This window comes from Ruegeria sp. YTSA168, assembly GCF_059610045.1.
In genome coordinates this window covers 41,374-67,442 of record NZ_JBXWMW010000003.1, presented here as the reverse complement: position 1 = coordinate 67,442, position 26,069 = coordinate 41,374, and the positions used below count along the sequence as shown (strand labels likewise).

Below are 26,069 nucleotides of genomic sequence, written 5' to 3'. Positions count from 1 at the left end.
ATGAAGATCATTGCCTGTTACAGCAACAAAGGCGGTGTTGGAAAAACCGCCACTTCTGTCAATCTGGCCCACGCCTATGCAGCGGCGGGCAAGCTGGTCTTGCTGTGCGATCTCGATCCGCAGGGGGCCTCGGGGTTCTATTTCCGTGTGAAGCCTTCGAAAAAGCTGACGGATGCGCGGTTTTTTGAGGATGTAAAACGGTTTACCGGCGCAATCCGGGCAAGCGACTTCGAAGGGCTGGATATTCTGCCCGCGAACCTGACCTATCGTGATTTTGATGTGTTTCTGTCACGGATGCGGAACAGCCGGTCGCGCTTGAAGAAGGCGCTGATGGCTGCGGGCAGTGACTATGATGTCATCATTCTGGACTGTCCGCCCAACTTTTCGACCTTGTCCGAGAACATCTTTAAGGCTGCAGACCAGATCGTTGTGCCGGTGATCCCGACAACGTTGTCCGAGCGGACCTTTGAACAGTTGGTCGGGTTCTTCGACGAACACAAACTGCCGAAGAAGAAGCTGAAAGCGTTCTTTTCGATGGTGCAGCAGCGCAAAACGTTACATCAGCACACGATGGAGACGATGCGCAAAGCCTATCGCAAGTGCTTCATGAGCAGCAGCATTCCCTTCGCGGCAGATATCGAGAAGATGGGTCAACATCGTGCGCCGGTGGTTACCTACTCCCCGCGCGGTGCTGCAGGGTCAGCCTATCAGGCGCTTTATAACGAATTGGAAAACGGGGTGGTTTCGACCAAATGAGCAAGGAAATCGAACGTAAGTTTCTGGTCAACAGTTTGCCGGACCTAGGCGGCGCGCAAAAGGCTGTGGTGCGTCAGGGTTATCTGACCGCGCCCGAGGATTCGACTGAACTGCGCCTGCGGCAGAAGAATGACCAGTATTTCCTGACGCTCAAAGGTGCAGGTGGGTTGGTTCGGGTGGAGCGTGAGGCCGAGATGTCCGCCGAACAGTTCGAAACCTTCTGGCCCGAGACAGACGGGCGGCGGGTTGAAAAGGAACGTTACACCGGCAGTCTGCCGGATGGGAGGGTGTTCGAGCTGGATATCTTTCAAGGCGCTTTGGCACCATTGCGGCTGGTCGAAGTGGAGTTTTCCAGCGAATCCGAGGCACTTGGTTTCACCCCGCCCGCGTGGTTTGGTGCCGATGTGACCGAAGATAAACGCTATAAAAACAAGAACCTGGCCATTGATGGGGCGCCTGATTAGGCTTGGCGCGACAGGTTCAGCGTGACCTCAAGGCCCGGATCGCAGTTGCGGGCCGCGAACTGCCCCCCATGCATATGCGTGATCGCAGCAACCAGCGCCAGGCCAAGCCCGGCATTGCGCTCGGTCCGGGCGGGATCGAGCGTGACAAAAGGCAACTGCAGGCGGGGCAGGTCTTCGGGCGGAACGCCTGGCCCCTGGTCACGCACACTCAGATGAGCAAACTGATCGTCCTCACCAATTGTGATGGTAATGGTTGTGTCCTCGGGCGCGTATCGCATTGCGTTTTCCAACAGGTTCGACAGCGCTTGTGACAGCAAGGGTCGGTGGCCCTGAACCGGTGCAGCCCCTCCTTGGACCTTGAGCTGGATTTTTTGATCGGCGGCAACCGGGTCATAAAGTTCAATCACATCACCAACGAGGTGCTGCAAATCCACCTGCTCAAACTGTTCGCGGCCCAGCCCGGCCTCTGCGCGTGAAATTTCGGTCAACTGCCCGAGCATGCGCAAAACGTGGTCGATTTCCAAAGTGGCGCGGGCGATATCAGCCTCGCGCTCCTGCTCGCTTTTGCCCGGGTCAGACAGCGCCTCGACCCGTTGTTTCAAGCGCGACAGGGGGGATCGCAGATCATGCGCAATCGAATTTGATGTCGTGCGCAGGTTGCTGATCAGCTCCTCGATCCGGTCGAGCATGTTGTTCAACGTCCCTGCAACCTGATCAAACTCGTCTCCAGTGCCGCGCAGGCGCATACGTCGGGACAGATCACCCGAGACGATGTTTTCCGCGGTGCTGGCAATGTCCGACAGGCGGGAAAAGACCAAGCGGGTGAACAGCCAGGCGATGAGGACGCTCAGAACCAGAGCAATGCCGAGGGCCAGCGCCACGGATCTCAGCAAAACCCGATCAAACTGCTGACGCGCGACAGCGTCGCGTCCGACGATCAGGCGCTCTTGGCCGGGCAGGCGGATCGAGGCGGCTGAGACGGGAACAAGTTGGTCGTTGTCAGCGCGGCGCAGTTCCAGTTCCACCCAGCCACTGCCAGCCGTAATATGCTCGGGCCATTGCTTGAGGTTTCCAACCAGCTTGTTGCCAAACCGATCCGTCAGAAGGTACAGCGCGTCGCGTTCTGAGGCACTGGGAAGGCGGCGTTCGATGGCTGTGATCAAACCGATCAACCCGCGGCGTTCATATTCATCGGCCAGCCCTGTCAGTTCCGCCGAAACAACCGAACGGGTTTCGGATTCAATGCTGCGATTGGCTGTAAAATAGACCAGTGCCAGTACGGTTGCCGTCAAAAATATGCTGAGCACCATACTGGCCAGAACGAGCCGTGTTCGGGAATTATTCAGGGAAAGCCGAAGGTTATCCATCAGACATCATGTAGCCTGAACCTCTGACGGTTTCAATCAACGGTGCCTCTCCGCCCTCATCCAACTGGCGGCGCAGTTTCGAGATATGGACGTCAACAACATTGGTGTTCGGGTCGAAGTGATAGTCCCAAACGCCTTCCAGCAGCATGGTGCGTGACACCACGCGGTTCTTGCGGCGTAGGAAGAACTCCAGAATCTGGAACTCGCGCGGGGTCAGAGTGATCTCATGCCCGTCGCGCGTGACTTTGCGAGTCAGCAAATCCATTTCAAGGTCTTTGCAGGTCAGGGTTGGCGTTTCTTCTGATTCCTGCGGACGGCGCAAAAGCGCCTCGATCCGCGCATGCAGTTCCTGAAACGAGAAGGGTTTGACCAGATAGTCATCCGCGCCCGAATTGAGCCCCTTCACACGTTCATCCACCGCACTCATCGCGGTCAGCATCAGCACCGGTGTCTTCAAACCGGCTGCGCGCATGGATTTGATCAGGGATAGCCCGTCCAACCCAGGCAGCATCCGGTCCAGCACGACGGCGTCGAATCCACCATCAGTGGCGTGATACAGACCCTCGCGGCCATCAGCGGCAACCTCGACCACATATCCTTCTTCGCCAAAGCCCTTGGCGATGAAGTCCCGTGTGTCTTCGTCATCTTCGACAATCAGAAGGCGTCGGCTCATGATCGGGTTCCTTTCTATCGAAATTTAAACACAATTTCCGTACAAAGCACATGGTTTTGACGGGGCTGCATCAACAACTCTGTGCCGGGTGCAGCCTCGCGCACCCGGCACGCCCGGCGGATCGCGGACAAATCAATCCGGCCGGGAGGCGCACGCCAAATATCCCCATCATGTGGCGTGCGCGGGTTTGGGATCAGGCGATCTCGACCGCAACGAAAATCTGGTTGCCGCCGCGATTGATCAGCACCAGTGCCGGGTCGGTTTTCTCGCTGTCCAAAGCTGCCTTGAGCGCGTCGGGTGTCAGCGTGTCTTGGCTGCCCAGTTTTACGATAACATCGCCGCGTTGCAGGCCAGCCTTGGCCGCAGGGCTGTCGGGCAGCAGATCGGTCACCACCACGCCATCAACGCTTTGGGCAACGCCCATTTCGGCCCGTGCGGTATCGGTCAGCGGCGCGACGGTCACGCCCAGTTGGGTGCCCGAGACCTCGGGATCGACCGGAATATCCGCCTCGGCCGATGCCGACTGATGCTGGCCGATGGTCAACTGAAGTTCTTGCGTATCCCCATTACGTAGCACGGTCAGCGTGCTTTCAGTACCCACCTTGGTGGTGCCGACCAAAAGCGGCAGATCGCTACTGGTATCAACGGCTTCATCGTTGAACCTCAGGATAACGTCACCTTGCTGCAGGACGCCTTCTGCCGGGCTGCCGGCCACAACATCTGAAACCAGCGCGCCGGTCGATTGGTCGATGCCCAGGGCAGCTGCGAGTTCCGGGCTGACATTCTGGATCGAAACACCCAGCCAACCACGGCTGACCTGACCATCGTCGCGCAGGTCGGCTGCGATATGTTCAACGATGTTCGACGTCACGGCGAAACCAAGTCCGACAGACCCGCCACTTGGCGAATAGATGGCCGAGTTTACGCCCACCACTTCGCCTTCCATGTTGAACAGGGGGCCACCGGAATTGCCTTTGTTGATTGCGGCATCCGTCTGAATGAACTCAGCATATGGCCCTTGCGATATGTTGCGGCCCTTGGCGGACACAATCCCGGTTGTCACGGTCGAGCTGAGCCCGAACGGGTTGCCGATGGCTACGACATCTTCACCCACACGGATGATATCGCTGTTGCCCAGTTCGACGGCTTGCAGCGCTTCACCCGCATCAATCTTCAAAACGGCAATATCGGTCAGCGGGTCGGTGCCGATCACTTCGGCCTCAAAACTCCGGTCATCGTTCAGGCGCACGGTTACGGTTGTGGCATTGTCGACAACATGGTGATTTGTGATGATGTACCCGGCCTCATCCAGCACAAAACCTGATCCCAAACCCTGTGCTGGGCCGCGCTGTGGTGCTTGGAAGCCTTCGGGCCCACCGAAGCGTTTGAAAAACTCGCCGAATGGATGGGCATCGAGGTCAAAATCCTGGCGCGACGTGGCATTTCCAGTTGGGTCCTGCTCGGCAATGATCGTCACGACCGATGGGGATACGGTTTCGACAAGATCAGCCAGTGCTTCGTCCGCCAAAGCGGGCAGGGCTGTTGATGCAAGCAATGCCGCGCCCAATGCGCTTGCGCCGATCCAGCCGGTTTTCTGCGGCAGTAGAAGCGAGGATTTACGAATGCTCATTTAAGTCTCCTGTGTCTGTTACGCGATTTCAGCCGCGCGTTAAGGCCGGAGATATGCCGATAATCTGTGTGCTACCTGATGGTTCCATTAAGAAAACTTAATTTTGCCACAAAAGACGAGTTGAGTGCTGAGCATTCCGGCCCGGAGATTCGTTGGATCTCCGATGTCTGCCTCAAGAATCAGAGAATTGTTGCCGAAATCGGCGTCAAACAATCAAATTCATTGCATTGCCTTTCTTTCAGGAACAATGGGGGTCACTTGAAGTCCTGAATGCTGAAGATCGTCTTGGGGTTGAGTCCCGAAATTCCCGATACGAAGACTGTCCTGTTAACCGGCTCATTTTCTTGCCGTTGGGTCAGTTATGCGTGCTCTTAATCAGTTGTTCTTCCGGATGCTGCAGGGTTGGGTACAACTATAGGTAAAGTTGCTGAAAGCAGGATGTTGCTCAAAAACCAAGGGGGTGGTCCTGAACTGGTCTGTTCTGCCCAATTTTATGTTGTTTCGAGCGATTGGATAAGGGTATATGAAGATACCCAAGTGAGGGGGAGCCGAAAGCACTAGGGGGTGCCGACGGTGATCTCAATCTCAGGTAGTGTATGTTGCATGTTAACGAGGGGGTCTTGTTTAGGTTTCGCAGCATAGTCGACCAGCCCGTTAGGCTTTAGGTCGCGCATTTGAGATTGAAGAAAGTGGTAGTCCTTTATTGGGTACGCGACCCGGTTGGCAACAATCGGGTCGCAGCTATTTGTGGGGCAGGGTATTGCTGTCCTGAAGTTTTCGCCAGTTCACCCAGTCTTCAGGTGTATCCAGGTCATACAGCGCGTTTCGACCGGGAAGGGGCACCAAACACAGGCGCGCGCTATTCGAACGTATGACGGATTGCGCACCAGTATCTCCGGTCAACTGCGATAAGGTGGCAAAAAGGCTTTGGTCGAACAGAACTGGATGACCGGGTTTGCCGCTTTGGGCGGCACCTCGCCAGATCAGGTGGTTTGGGTTCTGATGACGAGCGCGCAGCACTGCCTTCAGATCGTCAGGCGTCAGGTCCGGCAGGTCTGCGAGCATAATCATGGTCGCAGGCGCATCGGGGCTGACATGGGCCAAAGCGCCCCGCAGGCTGGCATTCATACCTTCGGCGGCGTCGGGGATTGACGCAATAAGTACATCAAGCCCCGATAATGCCTTGTGTCGCGGATGAGGCCGTGGTGGTAGCGCGACGATGACCGGGCCAGCCTTCAGTGCCGTCAGAGCGGAGCGTCGTAGCAACGGAATGCCGTCAATCTCTTGCATCAGCTTGTCGGCACCGCGCATACGGCTGGATTGCCCGGCGGCCAGAAGCAGGATCGGTATCTGTGTCATGTGATCAACATGCCGCCCCAAGGGCGGTAAGTCATCCCCTCATGCGCGCGCCATCCGCATCAAACAGCGGGGTAGAGATCACACGGGCCTTGCGCATATCCCCCAGGATTTCGATTTCAACCTCCAGCCCATCCTGCGCACGGTCGGTTGGCAGGAATCCCAAGGAAATGGACTTTTGCGCATGGTGAGAGTAGCCGCCCGAGGTGCAGAACCCAACAACAGTTCCGTCCAGCCAGATTGGCTCATAGGCGTTGACGTCCGCATCTGCCGCATCGACTTCGAAGGCCACAAGTTTGCGTGTCACACCGGTCGCGCGATCAGCCTCGGCAGCAGCGCGACCTATGAAGTCTGCGTTTTTCGAAAATGAGATAAAACGATCCAACCCGGTTTCAGCCGCAGTGTAATCGGGCGAGAACTCCCGCATCCACGAGCCAAAGAATTTATCCAGCCTCAGGGACATCATGGCCCGCATGCCAAAGGGCGTTATGCCAAACGGCTGCCCAGCCTGCCAAAGACTCGACCACAGCTGCCTTTGCGCCATTGGGTCGCAGTAGATCTCATAGCCCAAATCGCCAGTATAGCTGACCCGTTGCACGATGCAGTCGGTCATGCCGATCGTCATCCGGCGCACATCCATGAACCTGAGGTCCGAGATATCCTCGCGCGTGCAGGCCGACAGGACCTGCGCGGCCTTCGGGCCAGCGATCTGGAAGCCGTTGAGCTGGTCGCTGATGTTTTCAATTACAACGCCTTCGCTGGCGTTTTGCTGGAACCAACGCATGTGAAAGGCCTGACTGCCGTATGAGGCGGTCAGGCGGAACTCGGTCTCATTCAGGCAGGAAACCGTGAAATCGCCGATCAGTTTGCCCTTGTGCGACAACATCGGCGTTAGTGACAAGCGCCCTGGTTGCGGAATCCGCCCGGCCATAATCCGATCCAGCCAATCGCGTGCCTGCAGCCCCGCGATCCGGTATTTACCGAAATTGTGGACCTCGTTGATACCCACACCGTTGCGGACAGCGCGGACCTCGCGCCCAGTGGCGTCAAACGCGTCCGAGCGGCGGAAAGAGGGCGTCTCGAAACCCGGTTCATCGCCTTGCGCGAAGTAGTTCGGCACCTCCAGCCCATATTGCTGACCCCAGACCGCGCCCAGTTCGCTGAAAATGTCATACATCGGCGTAGTCCGGTTGGGGCGCGCGGCAGGGAGTTCTTCGTTCGGGTAGGCGACGCTGAACCGTTTTTGATAGTTCTCAATCACCTTGGGACGGGTATAGCCGGAGCTGATCCAATCGCCGAACCGGGCCACGTCCATGGCGAAGACATCGCGTTCCGGTTCGCCTTCGATCATCCACTGAGCCAGCGTCAGGCCAACGCCGCCACCCTGGCTGAACCCGGCCATAACCCCGCAGGCCGACCAATAGTTGCGCATGCCCGGCACCGGCCCGACCAAAGGGTTCCCGTCGGGTGCAAAGGTGAACGGTCCATGGATGACTGATTTCACCCCGGCCTCGGCCAGAACAGGGAAGCGGTTATAGGCGAACTCGATACTGTCGGTGATCTTGTCATAGTCGTCGGGCAGCAGTTCATGGCCGAACTCCCACGGAGTTCCGTCCACGGCCCAAGGCTTGCAGGGTTGTTCGTAGAACCCGATGCACAGGCCACGCCCTTCCTGCCGCAGGTAGCTCTCGCCAGCAGGGTCCATGACGTGCGGATGCTCGCCACCGGCGTCAACGATCGCCTCGATCTGGGGAATGGAGTCCGTGACCAGATATTGATGTTCCATCGGGTGCAGCGGGGAATAAACGCCCGCCATCGCGCCGACCTCACGCGCCCAGAGGCCACCAGCGTTGACGATATGCTCGGCGTGAATCGTGCCCTTGTCGGTGACCACGTCCCAGGTGCCGTCGGGGCGCTGGTTGGTCTCGCGCACCATGCAATGGGTCTCGATCGTGGCGCCGCCCATTCGGGCGGCCTTGGCATAGGCATGGGTGGTCCCCGATGGGTCAAGATGTCCATCCAGCGGGTCGTAAAGCGCGCCTAGGATACCATCAGTGTTGGTGATCGGAGCGATCTTCCTGATCTCGTCCGGGCCGACGATTTCGGTTTCTAGCCCCATGAACCGATGCTTGGCGCGTTCAGCCAGCAGCATGTCGAACCGATCCTGATTGTCGGCCAGCGTCACCCCGCCCACATGGTGCAACCCGCAGGACATGCCGGTGATCTCTTCCAGTTCTTTGTACAGGCGGATCGTATAGCCCTGCAGCGCAGCCATGTTGGTGTCGCCGTTCAGTGTGTGAAACCCACCCGCCGCGTGCCATGTTGAACCGCTTGTCAGCTCGGACCGTTCCAGCAGCATCACGTCTGACCAGCCCAGCTTGGTCAGGTGGTACAATACCGAACAGCCAACAACGCCACCGCCAATCACGGCCACACGGGTTTGAAGTTTCATGAATACCTCCGTCAGAATTGCGCTCAGTCTGATCCGAGAGCGTTCCTGTGCATGTGGAATTGCGACAAATTTTGTCGCTCAGGGCGCACAGTTTTTCAACAATGCGCCCGGTGTCGATACGTCAAAGCGCTGGAAGAGGTCTGACTTTCAGTCCAGTGATCCGGTTTCCTTCACGCGATGTCACCTCGAACCGGAAGCCGTGGAATGAGAAGACCTGACCCACAACGGGGATCATCTGTGCCTCATGTATAACCAGCCCGGCCAGGGTGTTGGCCTCGTCGTCGGGCAGGGACCAATCCAGCGCGCGGTTCGCGTCGCGGATCGTCATCGCCCCTTCGACAAGGTATTGCCCATCCTCGGACCGGGTCACAGGCACGTCTTCTTCGATGTCGAATTCATCGGCGATCTCGCCCACGATTTCTTCGAGGATGTCTTCAAGCGTGATCAACCCGCGCAGTGATCCGTATTCATCGACGACCAGTGCGAAGTGGCTGTGCATCCGCAGAAACTCACGCATCTGGTCATCCAGCGTGGTGGTTTCCGGAACGAAATAGGGGGCATTGGCGACCTTGGCGATATCAAAGGATTTCAAACGATCCGCATCGCCATCGGTACCGCCAACCTGTGCATACATGGCGCGGAACAGGTCTTTGGCATGGACGACTCCCACGATGTTTTCAGGCTCGTCGCGAAAGACGGGCAGGCGGGTATGCTGGCTTTCCAGACATTGCTTCAGGATCGCTTCGGGTGCGGCATCTGCATCGATCATCTCGATGTTCGAACGGTGGAGCATGATCTCTTCCACCGCTCGGTCGCCCAGGTCGAGCGCGCCCAGAATGCGGTCCCGATCTTCCTTTTCAACCACGCCTTCAGAATGGCCCAGCTGCAGCGCACCTGCGATCTCTTCCCGAACGGCGAGGATGTTGCTGTCGGGGTCAATCCGCACACCGAACAGGCGCAGAACCCCTCGCACCAACAGCCGTACAGCGGCGACGATGGGCGAGAAGACGGTCACAACAACGCCAATGATCGGTGCGACCGCCGAGGCCGCTTTTTCCGAGTTGGTGATAGCATAGGTCTTGGGCAGAACCTCGGCAAAGATCAGAACCAGCAGGGTCATGACCAGCGTTGCCAGCGCCACGCCGCTTTCGCCGAACAGCCGTGTGAAAAGGGCCGTGGCGAGCGAGGCCGCCAGAATGTTCACCAGATTGTTGCCCAGCAGAACCGATCCGATCAGACGTTCATTATCTTCGGTGATTTCCAGCGCTTTTTTCGCTCCGCGAGAGCCTTTGTCAGCCTGTGCGCGCAGCTTTCCGCGGGATGAGGCCGTGAGCGCGGTTTCCGAGCCGGAAAAGAAGCCTGACAGGAAAAGCAAAAGCAAGATGGCGCCTGTGGTAAACCAGAATGCGCCGTCGATCAGAGAGGATGTGGGTTCCATCGGTCCTTGGTTGTTCGTGTATCTGCACTCGTTATGGGGGTGCTGCCCCTATGGATCAAGGGTTTAGCCCTGATCTTGCGGGTCTTTGGCCAGCGGGTGATGCTCTAACACCAGTTCGGCCAGTCTTTCGTCCAGAACATGGGTGTAAATCTCGGTCGTGGCGACATCGGCATGGCCTAGCAGCGTCTGGATCGAACGCAGGTCAGCCCCATTTGCCAGAAGATGCGTGGCAAAGGCATGGCGCAACGTGTGCGGCGTGACCTTTGCAGGGGAAACGCCGCCAGCAACCGCCAGGTCCTTGACCAGAAGAAAGAAGCGGTGCCGCGTCAGGTGCCCCGATTTTCCGCGCGAGGGGAACAGGAACCGTGATTTCTGCCCGCCTTTCTCAAGTGCTTTCTCTTCGGCCTCATCGCGCTGAATCAGCCAGGCAGCCAGCGCATCGCGGGCGGGCGGGGACAGGGGCACCATGCGCTCTTTACCGCCTTTGCCCAGAACCAGTAGCATGCGTGGGTCGCCCCGCGCCGAGGAAACGGGCAGCGAAACCAGTTCGGTCACGCGCATGCCGGTGGCGTACAGCAACTCCATCAGGCAGGTGTTCCGGATCCGGTCAGATGCGCTGCGCCCGGTTGTCCGTGCGGCCTCAAGCAGGCGATCCACTTCGGGGACGTCGAGCGTTTTTGGCAGCCTCTTGGATCGGCCTGGGCCTTTGATCTGAATCGCGGGGTTGGCGTCTTTCCATCCTTCTTCAAAGGCAAATCGAAAGAGTTGTTTGATCGCTGACAGACGGCGCGCGCGCGTGGATTTCGATAAGCCTTGGGCGTCACAATCGATCAGATAGGCTTCGATCTGGTCGCGGTCTGCGTCACCTAGTGCAATCTTCCGATACTCCAGCCATGCGGCAAAATCCTTCAGGTCGCGCCCATAGGCCAACAACGTGTTGGTCGCTGCCCCGAGTTCGGCTGCTTGCGCCTGTAGAAAGGTAGAAATCCACAACTCATGCGAGGCTGGCGCGCTCATCTGGGTCACCGTTGCAGGATCAGCAGGGTCAGAGCGGCGCGTCTTGCCGTGTCCTCCAGACCCACACGCCGAAAGGCCGCAATGGCGGCTGACAGGTCCACAAGGTTCCCGCGTGCGCCATGTGCGAACATCTGCATGGCTTCCAGCAGCGCCTCACCCAATTGGCCCTGATCCAGCAAAGCGTCAATATCCGGCGGCACCGGAGCGGCCCATTGAAACCCCTGCGCCACCGCATCCGCCAGGGGTGATGGAGAAATTGCACGCCCCGGATCGCCTTGTGCAAGGGCGGTCAGGAACTGCGTCTCGGTAGACGTGTCTGGCGGGGACATTGCGGCCTGTTCATAAAGCTCGGACAGCATCAGAATGCGCCACCGCAGCGCGTCTGTCGCGGGCACCGGCAAGGTCACCCTTGCCAATTGATCAGCGAACAGATCTGCAAACGGGACCTCCAGCCCGACGCTGCGCATCTGGTCCCAGACGCGGGGCAGGGTCTTGACGATTGCCTCGGCATTGCCGGTTTTCAGAGCGCTTTCGAAACGCTGGATCGCAGCAACCCGATCCCAGACGGCACCCGAAGCGGCGGGCTCACGCTCGGTATATAGCCCAAGCAATTGGTTCGGTGTCAGCGCGCCGATCCGGGTCAGGCGTTCGGCAGCTTCGATTTGAGCTTTCCAGCCCGCCACATCGCGCAGGTCCGCATTGGCAAAGGCGCGGGGCAGCGGGGCCGAAGGCAACCGCTCTCCAATCGCTTCGAACAGGCGAAAGGTCAGTGGGTTCGGGTCGTCCGGTTGGGGAAGATAAGCCGCGTCTTCATAGAGTTCGGGACTGAGAAACCGGTCTAGAAGGTCCAATTCCTCTGGCGGCAGCAGGCTCAGCGCATGTGCGGCCTCAAGCGTCAGAGCAGCCGACGCCCAATCCCCCCGGCGGGCCTTGCAGAAGATCTGCGCCGCATAGTCAGAGGACAGATGTGGCTGCGCGATCAGAGCAGTGCAGCTGCGATCCTCATCCCCGGTCAACAGCGTGGCATCGAACCAACGCTGAAATCGCGCCATCGTGTCAGTAGGGCCGGCCAGTTGAACAAGCGACTGCGCGGGATCAGCGGCGCCAAGCTGTATCAAACGATCCAGCCGGGCCAGCAAAAGGGCTTCCTCAGCACCTGGCCCAGCTGGCGCACGGGATTCCGACAGCAGAAGCGTAAACAGCAGGCGCTGCATGGCCGGGTTGGTCTTGACCGGAACACGCGTGATCAGTTCTGCCAGACGCGCGGGATCGCTGCCCTGCCACAGGTCGACCGGCAGGCCGGTGACCGAGGATGACACAAGGCCCAGCGGCTGAGACAATGCCTCAAGCGGCGTCACCTCGACCTCGGGCTGAATGCCGTTCTGGGTCACCGGCGGTTCCAGCAGGACTGTGCCTGGCAGGTTTTCTGGGGGCTCGGTCAGCCATTCGATGGCCGACAGCGGTTCCTGCGCGTGCGCGGCCCCGGCCAGCAGCACTGCCACCGCAATGTGCTTAGTCGACATCCAGCGTGACCGGTTCACGGATTTCACTTTGCGGGGCCGAGAAATCGGCCCCAAAGAACGGGCCGATATAGGCATAGCCCACCAACCCGATGAAACACAGGCAAATTAGATATATCAGGAACTTGATCAGACGGCCCATGGCGTCACGCTGCCTCAATTTTTGATTTTGACCAAGTTATAACTGGCATTTTTTCCAAGATCACGTCATTCACGATGAAATGAGCGAAATTAAGCATAACACGCGACTTGCGGATGACGGATCATCTTATGATCTGCACAAAACGGTTGTGCTTGTTGGCATGATGGGGGCCGGAAAGACGGCTGTGGGCCGGGCCTTGGCCCTGCGGCTGGGTGTTCCGTTCCTAGATAGCGATGCCGAGATCGAATCGGCGGCCAATATGACCATCCCCGAGATATTCGAACGCGATGGAGAGCCGTTCTTTCGCCAGAAGGAAACTCAGGTCATTGGTCGTTTGCTGGATGAGGAGCGGGGGATACTCTCCACCGGCGGTGGCGCATTTATGTCTGCCGAGAATCGCAGCATGATCCGTGAACGTGGCGCGGCGGTGTGGCTGCGCGCGGATCTGACTGTGCTATGGAACCGGGTGCGTCACAAGGATACGCGCCCCTTGCTGCGCACTGCCGATCCATACACCACGCTCAAGGCCCTGTACGAGGATCGCGTGCCGGTTTATGCCAAGGCCGATCTGATCGCGGACTCGGATGGCGAAACCTCGATCGACAATATGGTGGACCGCGTGGTCGAGGCCTTGTTGGCCCGCCCGGATGTTTTGGAACGAAAATAAATGCATCAAACCGTACATGTAGCGCTGGGCGAACGCGCATATGATGTCGAGATTGGCCCTGATCTGCTGGCGCAGTCGGGCGCACGGATCGCGCCTTTGCTGCATCGCCGCAAAGTGGCGGTTCTGACCGACGAAAACGTGGCAGACTTGCATCTGGACGCTCTGCGCGATGGGTTGGCGACCGCTGGGATTGAGATGTCATCTCTGGCTTTACCGGCCGGAGAGGGAACCAAAAGCTGGCCGCATTTTGAACGCGCAGTTGAATGGTTGCTGGCCGAAAAAGTAGAACGCCGTGATGTGGTTGTCGCCTTAGGCGGCGGCGTCATCGGAGACCTGGCGGGCTTTGCCGCAGCCGTGTTGCGCCGTGGGGTGCGGTTTTTGCAAATCCCAACCTCTCTGCTGGCGCAGGTCGACAGTTCGGTGGGCGGCAAAACCGGGATCAACGCGCCGCAAGGCAAGAATCTGATCGGGGCCTTCCATCAGCCATCGCTTGTTTTGGCCGACACCTCGGTTCTGGGAACCATGACACAGCGGGATTTCCTGTCCGGATATGGTGAGGTCGTCAAGTACGGCCTGCTGGGCGATGCGGTGTTTTTTAACTGGCTTGAGGCTAACGGCGCCGATGTTTCGACCGGTGACATGGTCGCGCGGGTCCATGCGGTGACACGCTCGGTACAGATGAAGGCAGACATCGTCGCGCGGGACGAGACAGAGCAGGGCGACCGGGCGTTGCTGAACCTCGGCCATACCTTCTGCCATGCGCTGGAGGCCGCGACAGGCTATTCCGACCGTTTGCTGCACGGCGAAGGCGTTGCCATCGGTTGCGCACTGGCCTTTGAATTGTCATCCCGTCTCGGTCTGTGTTCGCAGGAAGATCCAAGCCGTGTTCGGGCACATCTCAAGGCCATGGGGATGAAAACCGACCTGTCCGATATCGCCGGAGAGCTTCCGGATGCCGAGGCTCTGGTCGACCTGATGGCGCAGGATAAAAAAGTGATTGATGGTCAACTGCGTTTTATCCTGGCGCATGGGATTGGCCAGGCTTTTGTCACCTCGGACGTACCGCGCGATGCGGTGTTGTCGGTGTTGCAGGATGCGTTGGCAGCGCGTTGAAACGCTACTCAGCGTCCACCTATGATCATCAACTCGGCAATGTTCTCGCGCGTGATATAGCCGATCATATTGCCTGTTTGGCTCATCACAGCGACGGCGGGTGCGCCTTTATGCAACTCGCCCAACACCGTTTCCAGCCCTGTGGTCAGTGCGACCTGGGGGATATCTGTCTCCATGATCGAAGTTGCCGGGTCGGATCTCGGATGATTCCCGGCCAGGGCTGCAAACAGCCGATCCCGTGTGACAAAACCCAGCAGGGCACCGTTGGGCCCGAGAACCGGGAACTCGTGCTGGGTCGTGTGGATTACGGCCTCGGCGGTCGTGCTTAGCGTATCCTGAGGCGACAGAGAGCGAAACGCGGTGATCATCGCGTCGCGCGCCAGAACCCGACGTGCCACTGATCTGAGCGCGACGTCCTGATTTTCGGAGTTGGCTGCTATGAACACAAAGACTGCGATCAGAACCAGAACGGGATTGCCTGAACTCAGCCCCCAGAATCCGAATCCGACCGCGACAATCTGACCGCTGACCGCAGCGATGCGCGTCGCGCTACTGCGATCCATCCGCAGACAGAGCAGGGCGCGAAAGACACGCCCCCCGTCCATTGGAAAGGCTGGGATCATGTTGAACGCGGCCAACAGCAAATTGACATAGGCAAGCCGCTGCAACAGCCCGAAACTGGCCGAATCCAGATCGGTTACCGACCCTAGCGACATCCCCGCGCCAAGCAGAACCAGTACAAGCCAGATGGCGATGTTCACGGCGGGGCCCGCAAGGGCCACTAAGACCTCTTGCATCGGTTTCTCTGGCATGCGCTCCAGCCGGGCCAGGCCCCCGATGGGCAACAGGGTGATGTCAGGGGTTTTGATGCCAAAGCGCCGGGCCATCAGGGCGTGGCCGAACTCATGCGCCACGACGCAGGCAAACAGGGCCAGCACAAACAGCAGATTGTCGACGGCCGCTGGCCAGCCGCCGCTTGAATAGGCCGCAAACCCAACCCAGGCGAGCAGAAGGAAGAAGGTGACATGGACCCTGAGTTCGGACCCGAGTAACCGGCCGAGGGAGAAGGACCATGTCATATGTTGTCTCCGTTTCGCTTAGAACGGAATCTCGTCGTCGTCGATTCCGCCGGATGCCGGGGCATTGGATTGGCCGCCATAGGGATCGCCATAGCCGCCTCCGGCTTGACCGCCGCCATAGCCGCCCGACTGGCCTCCACCGCCGCCTTCGCCGCGCGCATCAAGCATGACGAGTGTAGAGCCGAAGCCTTGAAGAACGACCTCGGTCGAATAACGATCTTGGCCCGATTGATCCTGCCACTTGCGGGTTTGCAACTGACCCTCAAGATAGACTTTTGAGCCCTTGCGCAGGTATTGCTCGGCCACGCGCACCAGACCTTCGTTGAAAATAGCAACCGAGTGCCATTCAGTCCGTTCACGGCGTTCACCCGTATTTCGGTCTTTCCACGTCTCCGAGGTTGCAATGCGCAAATTGCAGACCTTTCCGCCATTTTGGAATGTCCGAACCTCGGGATCGCGGCCAAGATTGCCGACCAAAATGACCTTGTTGACTGAACCCGCCATGTATTTCCCCGTGCTGTATTGATCTGAGTGCGCCGAATCTGGCGCCGGATATCCTTGCGATCCTATATCGCCTGCGTCATGGTTAAAACATGATTGATCACAACATCGTTCGGCAAGAATTCCCGCCCTGGCCTTAACCAAGCTTTCATTTTTGACTGGAATACATATAATCCGACTGATTTTTGAGCGACGGGATAGGCTTTGATGCGTTCTGTGTGTGTTGGGTTAACGGTTCTGGGCGTTTTGTTGCTGTCAGGGGCTGCGCAGGCGGATACCTTGTCGACCAAAAGCCGGATGGATATTTTCCTCAAGCAATCCAAAGTGTTGGATGGCCGCGCTGCGACGCAATATCGCGGATCCGAGCGTTTGAAACCGAAAGCTTCGCAAAGCAGCTTCGCCAAACGCTATACCGGTAGCTATCGGGGTCAATATCTGACCATGGCGCGGCAAGCGGCCCGTTTGCATAGCATCCCGGAAGAGCTGTTCTTGCGGCTGGTGCAACAGGAAAGCGGCTGGAATCCGCACGCCAAATCGCACAAAGGGGCGTTGGGTCTGGCGCAGCTGATGCCACAAACGGCAGAGCTTTTGGGCGTGAATCCGCATGACCCCAAACAGAACCTGGAAGGCGGCGCGCGGTATTTGTCCTGGCAGTATCGCAAGTTCAAATCCTGGCCTCTGGCTCTTGCTGCCTACAATGCGGGACCCAAAGCGGTTGAAAAGCACGGGGGTATCCCTCCGTACAAGGAAACCCAGAACTATGTGAAAGTGATCTGGGGCGGTTAGGCCCCGATGCTGCGGCGCAGAGCGGCCTATTCTTGATCTTTCATCGTTGGTCCAACTAGCCTGAAAGGGTATCGTCCAGCAATTGGTTAGAGCCCTCATGCCTGTTGATCACCCACAGATTCCCAAGGAAACACTGGCCAACTGGCAACAGCTTGTGGACCTGGTTGCAGAGCTGGCGGATGTACCGGCAAGTCTGATCATGAAAACTGATGCGCCAGATCATGCAGTTCTGATCACATCGGATCATCCAGAGAACCCGTATCCGGTGGGTATGAGTTTTCAGCTCAATCCGAAGCTCTATTGTCACGGCGTTCTTCAACGCGACGGAGAACTGGTGGTCAAGGATGCCGCCTGTGATCCGGTCTGGGCAGACAATGACGACCTTGAACACGGTATGACATTTTACGTCGGTTTGCCGTTGAAATGGCCGGATGGATCGGTGTTCGGCACAATCTGTGTTTTGGACCGCAAGCACAACAGGCGCGCCTTATTGTTCCGCGAAGGTCTGACGCAGTTTGCGCGTATGGTCGAGTCGGATTTGGCCTTGTTGCAAGAGGTTTACCTGCGTCGCGCCTTGGAAGAAAAACTGAACGAGACACTGGCGCAGCTCGAATCCCGTGTCTCGGACCGCACCCGCGAGTTGCAAGAAACGAACACTGCCTTGCGGGTTTTGTTGTCCAGTTTGGATGATGATCGAAAAAGCCGTGATCACGAAATTGTCGATCAGGTGCGCAGCCGCGTATTGCCATATCTGGACAAGGTTCGTGCTCAGCTACCAGGGGACGACGCACAGTATGTTTATCTTGAGTTGGCTGAGAAAAACCTGAACGAGATTACGTCGTCACTCTCTGACAAACTCACGGATGCCTTCGCGGTAATGACTCCGACCGAGATTGAAATTGCACAGATGGTGATGTTCGGAAAAACAACCAAAGACATCGCCAAAGCGCTGTCGCGGGAAACGTCGACCATCGATTTTCACCGCAACAACATCCGTCGCAAACTGGGCCTTGAAGGGCGCGACAAGAACCTGCGCAGCCATCTGCTCTCGATTTCGTGATATTCCAATATGGGGTTTACCCCCATATTTCACCCCTAATTTTCCGGTCTGAGCCCATTTGCTTTGACTTGTTACCCTCTGCCGAGAGGTGCGGACGAACTGCACACGATCAACAGAGAGGTACATCAAAATGGATCGCAAAGATCTGAAACCAACACTCCTGAAAGGAGACAGGGATCATCTGGCACCGGGGTTGTCGCGCCGGTCTTTCTTTATGGCAGCGGGCGCTGCAGGCGTCGGCGCAACGGCTTCAGTTCTTGGCGCAAAACCAGCAGAGGCGCAATCACAGGCCTGGCTGCAACCGGGTAACAACAATCATGTGATTGATCTTCAGGGGTCAACCGGCCAGGCCAGCACCGGGGCCGTAGGCATCGACTACTACGGTCATTGTGCAATCAAAATCACTTCACCCAATGGGGCAACTGTTTTGTTTGATCCGTGGCGCGATGATCCGTCTGGTGCCTGGGGACTTTGGTTCCGCAACGAATTCCCGCAAATCCCTGTGGACATCACGCTGTCGACTCATGCGCATTTTGACCATGATGCGATTGAGCGCCCAAGCTCGACCATGGTGTTGGACCGGATGGTGGGCAATTTCGAGTTTGCCGACGTCAAGATCACGGGATTTGCCGACAAGCACGCCTGTGTTGCGCCTGGTTGGTACGACTGGACGAACGCGCTCGCCGAATTTGGGGTGGAAGCTTGCCCGCCGAACAATGTCGGCCATATGGATATGGTGGTCTATCTGGTCGAAACCGGCGGCATCCGTACGTTAATCTGGGGCGACAACCGCCATAACCCGCCGCAGGAGTTCTGGGATGCCATCGGACAGGTCGATGTTCTGACGCTGCCAGTGGATGGTTCAGAACACATTCTCAGCTTTGATCAGGGCAATGACATCGTGTCTAAGCTCAAGCCCAAGGTCATCATACCGACCCACTACCTGAACGAGGTCACATCATATACGCTGACCACCCTGCAATCCGCCGATGAATGGGTCAAAGGACAGCAGAGTTACAAGATGCTCGACAGCGCCAGCCTCCGGCTTGAAGCTGGTGAAATTGCCGGAATGAGTCAGGAGTTCATGCATTTCGGGAACAACGTCATGACCGGCTGAGGTTATGTCGGAAGGTTTCTGTCATTCACGCATACCAATGCGCGCCGCCTGTCTCCCCATAAACCGCGGCGCCAACAGAAAGGGCCGGTTAATGACCGGCCCTTTCTAAATCTGATCAGAAGTTTACTCCGCCGCGATTTTGATCACTGGCTCCATGCGCGCCAGAATCTCATCGGCAAGATGGCATTTCACCTGGTGACCCTCGGCCAGCGTTCTGACCGGTGGAACATCCGATTCACAACGCCCATCCGGCACTTCGGATTTCCAGCGGCAGCGTGTCTGGAACGGGCAGCCCGGCGGCGGGTTCATCGCTGACGGAATATCCCCTTCAAGAACGATATGCGTTTTCTCGACGGATGTATCCGCAATCGGAACCGCGCTCAGCAAGGCCTCGGTATAGGGGTGATACGGGGGCGAGAAGACCTGATCGGTCGTCCCCAACTCAACCACATGACCCAGATACATCACCATCACGCGGTCGCTGAGATAGCGCACAATCGACAGGTCATGGCTGATGAACAGCAATGTGGTTTTGTGCTCGCGCTGGATCTCCATCAACAGGTCGGTCACGGCAGCCTGCACCGACACGTCCAGTGCCGAGACCGGCTCGTCCGCCACCACGATCCGCGCATCGCCGGCAAAGGCCCGGGCGATACCGACACGCTGTTTTTGCCCCCCTGACAATTGCCGGGGCATCCGGTCCGCAAAGGCGCGGGGCAGTTTCACCAGATCCAACAACTCCAGCATACGCTTCTTGCGCTCGGCCTCTGAATTGCCGACCCCGAAGATCTCCAGAGCCCGAATGATCTGACGGCCCACGGTCATCGAGGGGTTCAGCGTGTCAAACGGGTTCTGGAATACCATTTGCACTTCGCCGACGGTTTTGGCGTCGCGCTCTTCGATGGGCACGTCTTCGATGTTGCGATTGTCCAGCAGGATTTGCCCGTCTGTCGCCGTCTCCAGCCCCATCAGAACCTTGGCGAAGGTCGACTTGCCACAACCGGATTCACCAACAATGGCGAGCGTCTCGGATTCATGTGCCTCGAAACTCAGCGTCTCGTTGGCTTTCACAACCTTTGTTTCACCGCCTCCGAACAAGGCATTTGCGGCCACCTCATAGTATTTCTTGAGGTTGTCCATCTTGAGAACGACTCGGCCGATTTCACCTTTTTCCTTCTGATCCGCCAAGGTAAGCGGCGCGTTCCAATCGATCTCTTTGAACTTCAGGCAGCGCGTGTGGTGACGATCATTGCCAGGCACCGCTTCCATCGGGATGTTCTGCGCGTCACAGCGGCCTTCTTCGAAATAGTCGCAGCGCGGGCCAAAGTTACAGCCTGGCGGGCGTTCATGCGGCAGCGGGAAGTTCCCCGGAATGGCCACCAGCGGGCGCGCATTCTTGTCCGCACCGGGCAGCGGGATCGACCGAAACAACGCCTGAGTATAAGGATGCTGCATCTCGTCGAACACATCCTTGATCGAGCCGCGCTCGACCGCCTCGCCCGAATACATCACACACAGTCGGTCGCAAGTCTCAAGCACCAGACCAAGGTTGTGCGAAATAAACAGCATCGAAGTGCCATATTTTTTACCCAGATCCTTGACCAGTTCCACCACAGCGGCCTCGACCGTCACGTCCAGCGCAGTGGTCGGCTCATCGAGGATCAAAAGCGCCGGTTTCGACATCAGCGCCATGGCGATCACGATCCGTTGCTGCTGACCGCCGGACAACTGATGCGGGAAAGAATTCAGCATCCGCTCGGGGTCGGGCAGGCGCACATCCGTCACAACTTCCAGCGCGCGGGAATAAGCCTCCTCCTGGCTTACCCCCTCATGGATCATCGGCACTTCCATCAACTGCCGGCCGATCTTCATTGCCGGGTTCAGGCTGGCCATCGGCTCCTGGTAGATCATCGCGATCTCATTGCCGCGAATATCGCGCAGCTCTTCTGTTGACATCTCTGCCAAATCGCGACCTTTGAACTTGATCGTGCCGCCAACAATCCGCCCGTTCTTGCCAAGATCCTGCATAACGCCAAGCGCGACCGTCGATTTCCCACAACCGGATTCACCCACCAGCCCCACAGCCTCGCCGGGCTGTACGCTGACCGAGAAATCCATAACAGCAGGTATTTCGCGCAGACGGGTGAAGAACGAAATCGAAAGCTTGTCGATTTCTAAGATAGGCCCATCATAGTCCGCCAATTTATTCATCTGTGTTTCTCCTCGCGAGAGTCCGGGGGATCCCCTTCATCTGGCTATAAATATCCCGGGGGGTCCGGGGGGCTGGCCCCCCGGCCACAGTCACATCAGTCCTTCAGACTTTCTTCGCGCAGGCCGTCCGCCAACAGGTTCAGACCCAGAACCAGCGACAACAGCGCCAGCGCAGGCGGAAGGGCAGGGTGCAGATAGATCGACAAAAGCTTGCGCCCCTCATTGATCGTCGAGCCCCAATCCGGGCTTTCCGGTGGCAGACCCAGCCCGAAGAAACCCAAGGTTCCAAGAAGGATGGTGGTGTACCCGATCCGCAGACAGAAATCGACGATCAGCGGACCACGCGCGTTGGGCAGGATTTCCCACAGCATGATGTACCAAGGACCCTCGCCACGGGTTTGCGCCGCCGCCACATAGTCACGGGTCTTGATATCCAGCGCCAGGCCCCGAACGATCCGGAATACGGTCGGAGAGTTCACAAAGACCACTGACACGAACACCACCAGAATGCCGCCCGGAATATCGAACAGGTCCAGATAGGTGGGCAGACCCCAGATGCGATAGCTATCCGTATTGATGATATGACCGCCGGTCGAAATCAGCGACAGATACAACCACAAGGCCACACCCAAAACACCGATCAGAAGAGGTGTGCGGAAATTCGGACGCGTGTAGTAGCGCGAATTCAGCAGAACACCCAGGAAGATGATCGGGAAGATGAACAGGACGGCTGCCATATAGTTCGGAACACCTGTTGCCACGATCTCGGGCGTGACCAGCAGGTAGAACAGCAGGATCACCGGGAAGGCTAGGATCAAGTTCGCCAAGAACGACAGCAGAGTATCCAGCCGACCGCCGTAATACCCCGCAGGCAGGCCCAGGGTGATACCAACCATGAAGGCAAACATCGTTGCCAGCGGCGCAATCTGCACCACGATCCAGGCACCTTTGACCATCCGGCTAAAGACGTCGCGCGCCAGATTGTCGCCGCCCAGCAGGTACCAGGCGTATTGGCCATCCTCGACGCTGGAGAGCGGAGTACCCGGCACCTTGTTCTTCATACCCGATAACTGTGCCAGCGGATCATGGGTGACGATCATGTCGACGGCCCCGAATATCCCGGTAAAGACCCAGAACATGACCAAGCCAAAGCCAATCATGCCAATGGGGCTGTCGAACAGCTTGCCATAAAGACCCAGCTTGCGTTTGAAGGCGATCGACATGGCGTAAAGCAGGATCAGCGAAAGCCAGACAGGTAGAAATTGCTGAGACATGGCGCCGATGATGCCTGCGCCCGTGCCCATCACTATGCCGAGCACGATATAGGCAACTGCGATCCCGACACTGGCGAGGAAGCTATAGCGCAACGACGCGCCGATCAGGTTTCTCAAGCCCGAACTTGAGGTCAGCGTACCATCGGGGTTCACGGTCATCTGATCCTCTGGCAGCACGATGCTGGCCAGCATCCAGACCACGATTGACAAGATCATCAGCCCCAAAGCTAGGGCCAATAGCGGGTTCAGGAAGGCGATAGAGCCGGTCCAGGTTAGTGGTTCCATATCCTATCCCTCCTTATGAAATGCGGATGCGTGGGTTGAGGTAGACATAGCCGATATCCGAGATCAGCTGCGTTATCAGCACCACAAAGACCGACACGACCGAGATTGCCAGCAACAGCTGGATGTCATTGTTGCCTGCCGCTTGAACGAGCGCCCAGCCAAAGCCTTTGTAGTTGAACAGGGTCTCGACGATCACGACACCATTCAGCAGCCATGGGAACTGCAGCATGATAACGGTGAAGGGTGCGATCAGCGCGTTGCGCAGCGCGTGTTTCATGACGATGTTCGGGAACGAAACACCCTTCAGGCGCGCGGTGCGGATGTATTGCGCCGTCATCACCTCGGTCATCGAGGCGCGGGTCATGCGGGCGATATAGCCCATACCGTAAAGCGCAATGGTCAGCACCGGCAGGAAGAAGTTCTCAAAGGTCGGGTTTTCCATCGCTTGCGTGGCCGTGCCCTTGAACCATTTCAATCCAACAGCGGATGAGGTGAAGATGGCGATGAAGATCACGCCCGACACATATTCCGGTGTCGCTGTGGTGGTGATGGCAAAGGTAGAAAGTGTCCGGTCCGTGGCCGATCCTTCCTTCATCCCCGCCAGGATACCCAGGATCAGCGCGGACGGGACCATCAGCAGCATCACCCAGAACATCAACCGACCCGTCAGAGCCAGGCGGCTACCCACAACGGCTGAAACCTCATCTTTGAAGACCGTCGAATATCCCCAATATCCTTGCAGGATACCGCAGAAATTAGGCGACTCTTCGGCGGTTTTCCCGGGCAGAATGCATCGGCCCTGAACAGTGCCATCCTCATTCGTATGCCGGTACGAAGGCAAAACCCCCAACCATTCACCGTATTTGATCGGCGTGGATTGCAGATAACCGCCTTTTTCCAGAAAGCTCTCAACCTGTTCATCCGACATGCGGAAATTGCCCTGCGTTTTCGCGAGCTTTTCGAGATTTGGATAGAGGTTCGTCAGAAAGAAGACCAAGAACGTCAGGCACAATGCAGTTAAAAGCATGATGCCCACGCGTCTTAGGATAAATAGTCCCATGTTAGCCCCTGTTGGTAGGCTGGCGTGATTGCCGTTTGGCTTCACGCGTAGCTGTTTTTATGGTCGCCGCAGTCAGGACGAAAAGGCCGCGCCAATGTGGCGCGGCCTTGTGTTTAGTGTTGGCTCAGGACAAGAGGCCGAACTTGTAGATCTGAGGCAGGTCCGCGATGTGCTTTTCAACGCCCACCATGTTGTCGCGGTGGTGGCGCATCGCCGTCCGCCAGTAAGGCTGAATGGTCACGCCTTCGTCGATCATGATCGCCTGCAGTTTGGCCATCACCTCGCGACGTCTGTCGACATCCGCGATCGAGTTTGCCTCGGCCAGCAGCGTATCGAACTCCTCATTCGCAAAGCCCGATTCATTCCAGGCAACACCTGATTTGTAGGCCAGCGCCAGAACCTGTGTACCCAACGGGCGGTGGTTCCAGTTGGTCGACGAGAACGCATATTTGGTCCAGTCGTTCCAGAAGGTCGATCCCGGCAGAACGGTGTGCTTGGCCTTGATGCCCGCATCGTTCAGCTGAGCGACAACAGCAGCGGTGGTGTTCCGGCGCCAGTCGTCGTCGATGGATTGAACCTCGTGCTCGAAATCACCCATGCCCGCTTCGTCCATCAGCGCCTTGGCACCTGCCGGATCGTAAGGAATACGGGTCACGGCCGAGTCATGCTCGGGGTGCATCGGGCCCACATGGCAGTTGTCGGCTGGGATACCGTATCCGGACATACCCAGTTCCAGGCAAACCTCGTTGTCCACGGCCATCGCAAGCGCCTGACGGACCCGCTTATCACCATAGATCTTGTTGCCATTTCCGTCTTCGGCCAACTGGTTGGGACGGATGACAATGGTAAAGCCCGACGGGATTTCCGAACGAACCAGGCCGATACCGTCGAAGATATCAACGAATTCCCCGACCGATTCCCAGTTCATGTCGATCTCTTCGGCCTCATACGCGGCCAGGAAGGCGGCCGGGTCGGTGCCGTAGTCGATGAATTCGATGCGGTCGATGTAGCCGCCTTTGCCGGCTTCATAACCCCACCAGTCATGGCCTTCGTTGCGGACCAGAACGCCCTTCACGCCCACTTCGTGGCTTTCAGGCAGCATAAATCCGGTTCCGACCGGGTTGCTCAGCATGTCATTGGCGTCAAAGCTGCTGTGCACGATGGCGGCTGGATAGTCAGCCATGCCCGGAATGATTGTGATGTCGGGTGCGTTGCACTTCAGCTTAACTGTGTGGCTGTCGACAACGGTGATTGCGCCATCGGCTGCCTTTTGCGTTTCCGCATTTGCCAGCGAGGCCATCCGTGCGGCCATCGAGTTGCCTTCGACCGTTGCATCACACCAGGCGGTGATGTTGCGCGCCACGTCTTCGGCGGTGAAGTCATCCCCGTTGTTCCACTTGACGCCTTTGCGGACATTCAGAGTGTATTCGGTTGCGTCGTCATTGGCTTCCCAGCTTTCCAGAAGCATGGGTTTGAAGGAGCCATCATTGTTGTATTCGACCAGATATTCCAGCCAGCCTGCTGTGAAGGTGGCGATCTGAGTCCAGTCGTATGTACGCGGATCCTTCAGGGCGCGTACTTCCATCTGATAACGGATAGTGCCGCCGCGTTGTGGCTCCTGTGCCGCCGCAGGTGTTTGCAGGCCGATCATGCCATAGGCTGTGGGTACGGCAACACCCAGCGCGGTGGCACGCGCCATGAACTCGCGGCGGCTGAGTTTACCGTCGCGGCATTCCTGAGCGTGCATCTCGGCCGCCCAGTGAACATTTGCTCCGGTAGTTGATTGATTTGCCATTAACTCTTCTCCCTGAGTTACAGTTTTTTTGGATGTGATGAATCAGATTACGCGGCGCATTTCGCGCCGTTTGGTAAATCTATGGGTCTCTTTATTCGGATTCTGTGTCTCCCCATGGGTGTATTCGGCACCAGAATGAAAGTAGCGTCAATGTTCGAATTCGTCATCCAAGGTAAAAAAACGACATCCTTTGCCCTTCGTAAAGGGCTGTTTTCGGTAACAGGCAGAAGTGGTTGTCTTGTTAATAATCGGATTCGAGCGTGTTCTGGCTGCTGCCAAAGCCGATATTTGCTGACGCTCGGGCCA

22 protein-coding genes are annotated in these 26,069 nt (G+C 57.7%); 7 read left to right on the top strand and 15 right to left on the bottom strand.

Going from position 1 to position 26,069, the window contains the following annotated elements:
• Window positions 1–756 carry a ParA family protein gene (locus AC2FFE_RS07005; protein WP_496846266.1) on the top strand — a complete coding sequence of 252 codons (756 nt, stop codon included), beginning with the start codon at window positions 1–3 and terminating at the stop codon, window positions 754–756.
• The gene (locus AC2FFE_RS07000) at window positions 753–1,220 is read left to right on the top strand and encodes a CYTH domain-containing protein (RefSeq protein WP_496846265.1); all 468 of its coding nucleotides are present in this window, start codon (window positions 753–755) and stop codon (window positions 1,218–1,220) included. Before AC2FFE_RS07005 ends, AC2FFE_RS07000 begins: the two co-directional genes overlap by 4 nt.
• On the opposite strand, the gene AC2FFE_RS06995 is transcribed toward AC2FFE_RS07000, so the two are convergent.
• The 9 genes from AC2FFE_RS06995 to AC2FFE_RS06955 all read right to left on the bottom strand — a co-directional run bounded on the left by AC2FFE_RS06995 (window position 1,217) and on the right by AC2FFE_RS06955 (window position 12,815).
• Window positions 1,217–2,587, bottom strand: coding sequence for an ATP-binding protein (locus AC2FFE_RS06995; protein WP_496846264.1), 1,371 nt, complete (start codon window positions 2,585–2,587; stop codon window positions 1,217–1,219). The genes AC2FFE_RS07000 and AC2FFE_RS06995 overlap by 4 nt on opposite strands.
• On the bottom strand, window positions 2,580–3,260 hold the full coding sequence (locus AC2FFE_RS06990; protein WP_170530173.1) for a response regulator transcription factor: 681 nt from the start codon (window positions 3,258–3,260) through the stop codon (window positions 2,580–2,582). Before AC2FFE_RS06990 ends, AC2FFE_RS06995 begins: the two co-directional genes overlap by 8 nt.
• A 193-nt stretch (window positions 3,261–3,453) precedes the next feature.
• Complete coding sequence (locus AC2FFE_RS06985; RefSeq protein ID WP_496846263.1) at window positions 3,454–4,890, bottom strand: Do family serine endopeptidase; 1,437 nt, start codon at window positions 4,888–4,890, stop codon at window positions 3,454–3,456.
• A gap of 741 nt (window positions 4,891–5,631) precedes the next feature.
• Window positions 5,632–6,249: a nucleotidyltransferase family protein gene (locus tag AC2FFE_RS06980; protein ID WP_496817658.1), complete on the bottom strand. Its 618-nt coding sequence runs from the start codon at window positions 6,247–6,249 to the stop codon at window positions 5,632–5,634.
• Window positions 6,250–6,280: 31 nt separating this feature from the next.
• Window positions 6,281–8,698: a GcvT family protein gene (locus tag AC2FFE_RS06975; protein ID WP_496846262.1), complete on the bottom strand. Its 2,418-nt coding sequence runs from the start codon at window positions 8,696–8,698 to the stop codon at window positions 6,281–6,283.
• Window positions 8,699–8,819: 121 nt separating this feature from the next.
• Complete coding sequence (locus AC2FFE_RS06970; protein ID WP_496846261.1) at window positions 8,820–10,136, bottom strand: HlyC/CorC family transporter; 1,317 nt, start codon at window positions 10,134–10,136, stop codon at window positions 8,820–8,822.
• 63 nt (window positions 10,137–10,199) lie between these two features.
• Window positions 10,200–11,153 carry a site-specific tyrosine recombinase XerD gene (locus AC2FFE_RS06965; protein WP_496846260.1) on the bottom strand — a complete coding sequence of 318 codons (954 nt, stop codon included), beginning with the start codon at window positions 11,151–11,153 and terminating at the stop codon, window positions 10,200–10,202.
• A gap of 5 nt (window positions 11,154–11,158) precedes the next feature.
• A complete protein-coding gene (locus AC2FFE_RS06960) occupies window positions 11,159–12,676 on the bottom strand; it encodes a hypothetical protein (RefSeq protein WP_496846259.1) in 1,518 nt (505 codons plus the stop codon).
• Entirely contained in the window at window positions 12,666–12,815 is a 150-nt protein-coding gene (locus AC2FFE_RS06955) for a hypothetical protein (protein ID WP_496834326.1), read from the bottom strand. Before AC2FFE_RS06955 ends, AC2FFE_RS06960 begins: the two co-directional genes overlap by 11 nt.
• Window positions 12,816–12,894: 79 nt before the next feature.
• On the opposite strand from AC2FFE_RS06955, the gene AC2FFE_RS06950 reads away from it, so the two are divergent.
• Together AC2FFE_RS06950 and aroB are read left to right on the top strand one after the other, a co-directional pair.
• Entirely contained in the window at window positions 12,895–13,482 is a 588-nt protein-coding gene (locus AC2FFE_RS06950; protein ID WP_496817663.1) for a shikimate kinase, read from the top strand.
• Window positions 13,483–14,595, top strand: a complete 1,113-nt coding sequence (gene aroB, locus AC2FFE_RS06945; protein WP_496817664.1) for a 3-dehydroquinate synthase — start codon at window positions 13,483–13,485, stop codon at window positions 14,593–14,595.
• Window positions 14,596–14,603: 8 nt separating this feature from the next.
• Here aroB and AC2FFE_RS06940 read toward each other — a convergent pair whose 3' ends face one another.
• Both AC2FFE_RS06940 and ssb read right to left on the bottom strand, forming a co-directional pair.
• Window positions 14,604–15,674, bottom strand: coding sequence for a site-2 protease family protein (locus tag AC2FFE_RS06940; protein ID WP_496846258.1), 1,071 nt, complete (start codon window positions 15,672–15,674; stop codon window positions 14,604–14,606).
• Between the two features lie 18 nt (window positions 15,675–15,692).
• Window positions 15,693–16,178, bottom strand: coding sequence for a single-stranded DNA-binding protein (gene ssb, locus AC2FFE_RS06935; RefSeq protein WP_496817666.1), 486 nt, complete (start codon window positions 16,176–16,178; stop codon window positions 15,693–15,695).
• Window positions 16,179–16,382: 204 nt separating this feature from the next.
• Here ssb and AC2FFE_RS06930 point away from each other — a divergent pair, with 204 nt between their 5' ends.
• The 3 genes from AC2FFE_RS06930 to AC2FFE_RS06920 all read left to right on the top strand — a co-directional run bounded on the left by AC2FFE_RS06930 (window position 16,383) and on the right by AC2FFE_RS06920 (window position 19,138).
• Window positions 16,383–16,961: a lytic transglycosylase domain-containing protein gene (locus tag AC2FFE_RS06930; protein ID WP_496817667.1), complete on the top strand. Its 579-nt coding sequence runs from the start codon at window positions 16,383–16,385 to the stop codon at window positions 16,959–16,961.
• 97 nt (window positions 16,962–17,058) lie between these two features.
• Window positions 17,059–18,021, top strand: coding sequence for a LuxR C-terminal-related transcriptional regulator (locus AC2FFE_RS06925; RefSeq protein ID WP_496817668.1), 963 nt, complete (start codon window positions 17,059–17,061; stop codon window positions 18,019–18,021).
• Between the two features lie 130 nt (window positions 18,022–18,151).
• The gene (locus AC2FFE_RS06920) at window positions 18,152–19,138 is read left to right on the top strand and encodes an MBL fold metallo-hydrolase (RefSeq protein WP_496846257.1); all 987 of its coding nucleotides are present in this window, start codon (window positions 18,152–18,154) and stop codon (window positions 19,136–19,138) included.
• Between the two features lie 123 nt (window positions 19,139–19,261).
• On the opposite strand, the gene AC2FFE_RS06915 is transcribed toward AC2FFE_RS06920, so the two are convergent.
• The 4 genes from AC2FFE_RS06915 to AC2FFE_RS06900 form a co-directional block, all read right to left on the bottom strand.
• Window positions 19,262–21,349, bottom strand: coding sequence for a dipeptide ABC transporter ATP-binding protein (locus AC2FFE_RS06915; RefSeq protein WP_496846256.1), 2,088 nt, complete (start codon window positions 21,347–21,349; stop codon window positions 19,262–19,264).
• 95 nt (window positions 21,350–21,444) lie between these two features.
• Window positions 21,445–22,908 carry an ABC transporter permease gene (locus tag AC2FFE_RS06910; protein ID WP_496846255.1) on the bottom strand — a complete coding sequence of 488 codons (1,464 nt, stop codon included), beginning with the start codon at window positions 22,906–22,908 and terminating at the stop codon, window positions 21,445–21,447.
• Window positions 22,909–22,921: 13 nt separating this feature from the next.
• Window positions 22,922–23,968, bottom strand: coding sequence for an ABC transporter permease (locus AC2FFE_RS06905; protein ID WP_480826937.1), 1,047 nt, complete (start codon window positions 23,966–23,968; stop codon window positions 22,922–22,924).
• A 124-nt stretch (window positions 23,969–24,092) separates the two neighbouring features.
• Window positions 24,093–25,763, bottom strand: a complete 1,671-nt coding sequence (locus AC2FFE_RS06900; RefSeq protein ID WP_496817671.1) for an ABC transporter substrate-binding protein — start codon at window positions 25,761–25,763, stop codon at window positions 24,093–24,095.
• Between the last annotated feature and the right edge of the window lie 306 nt (window positions 25,764–26,069).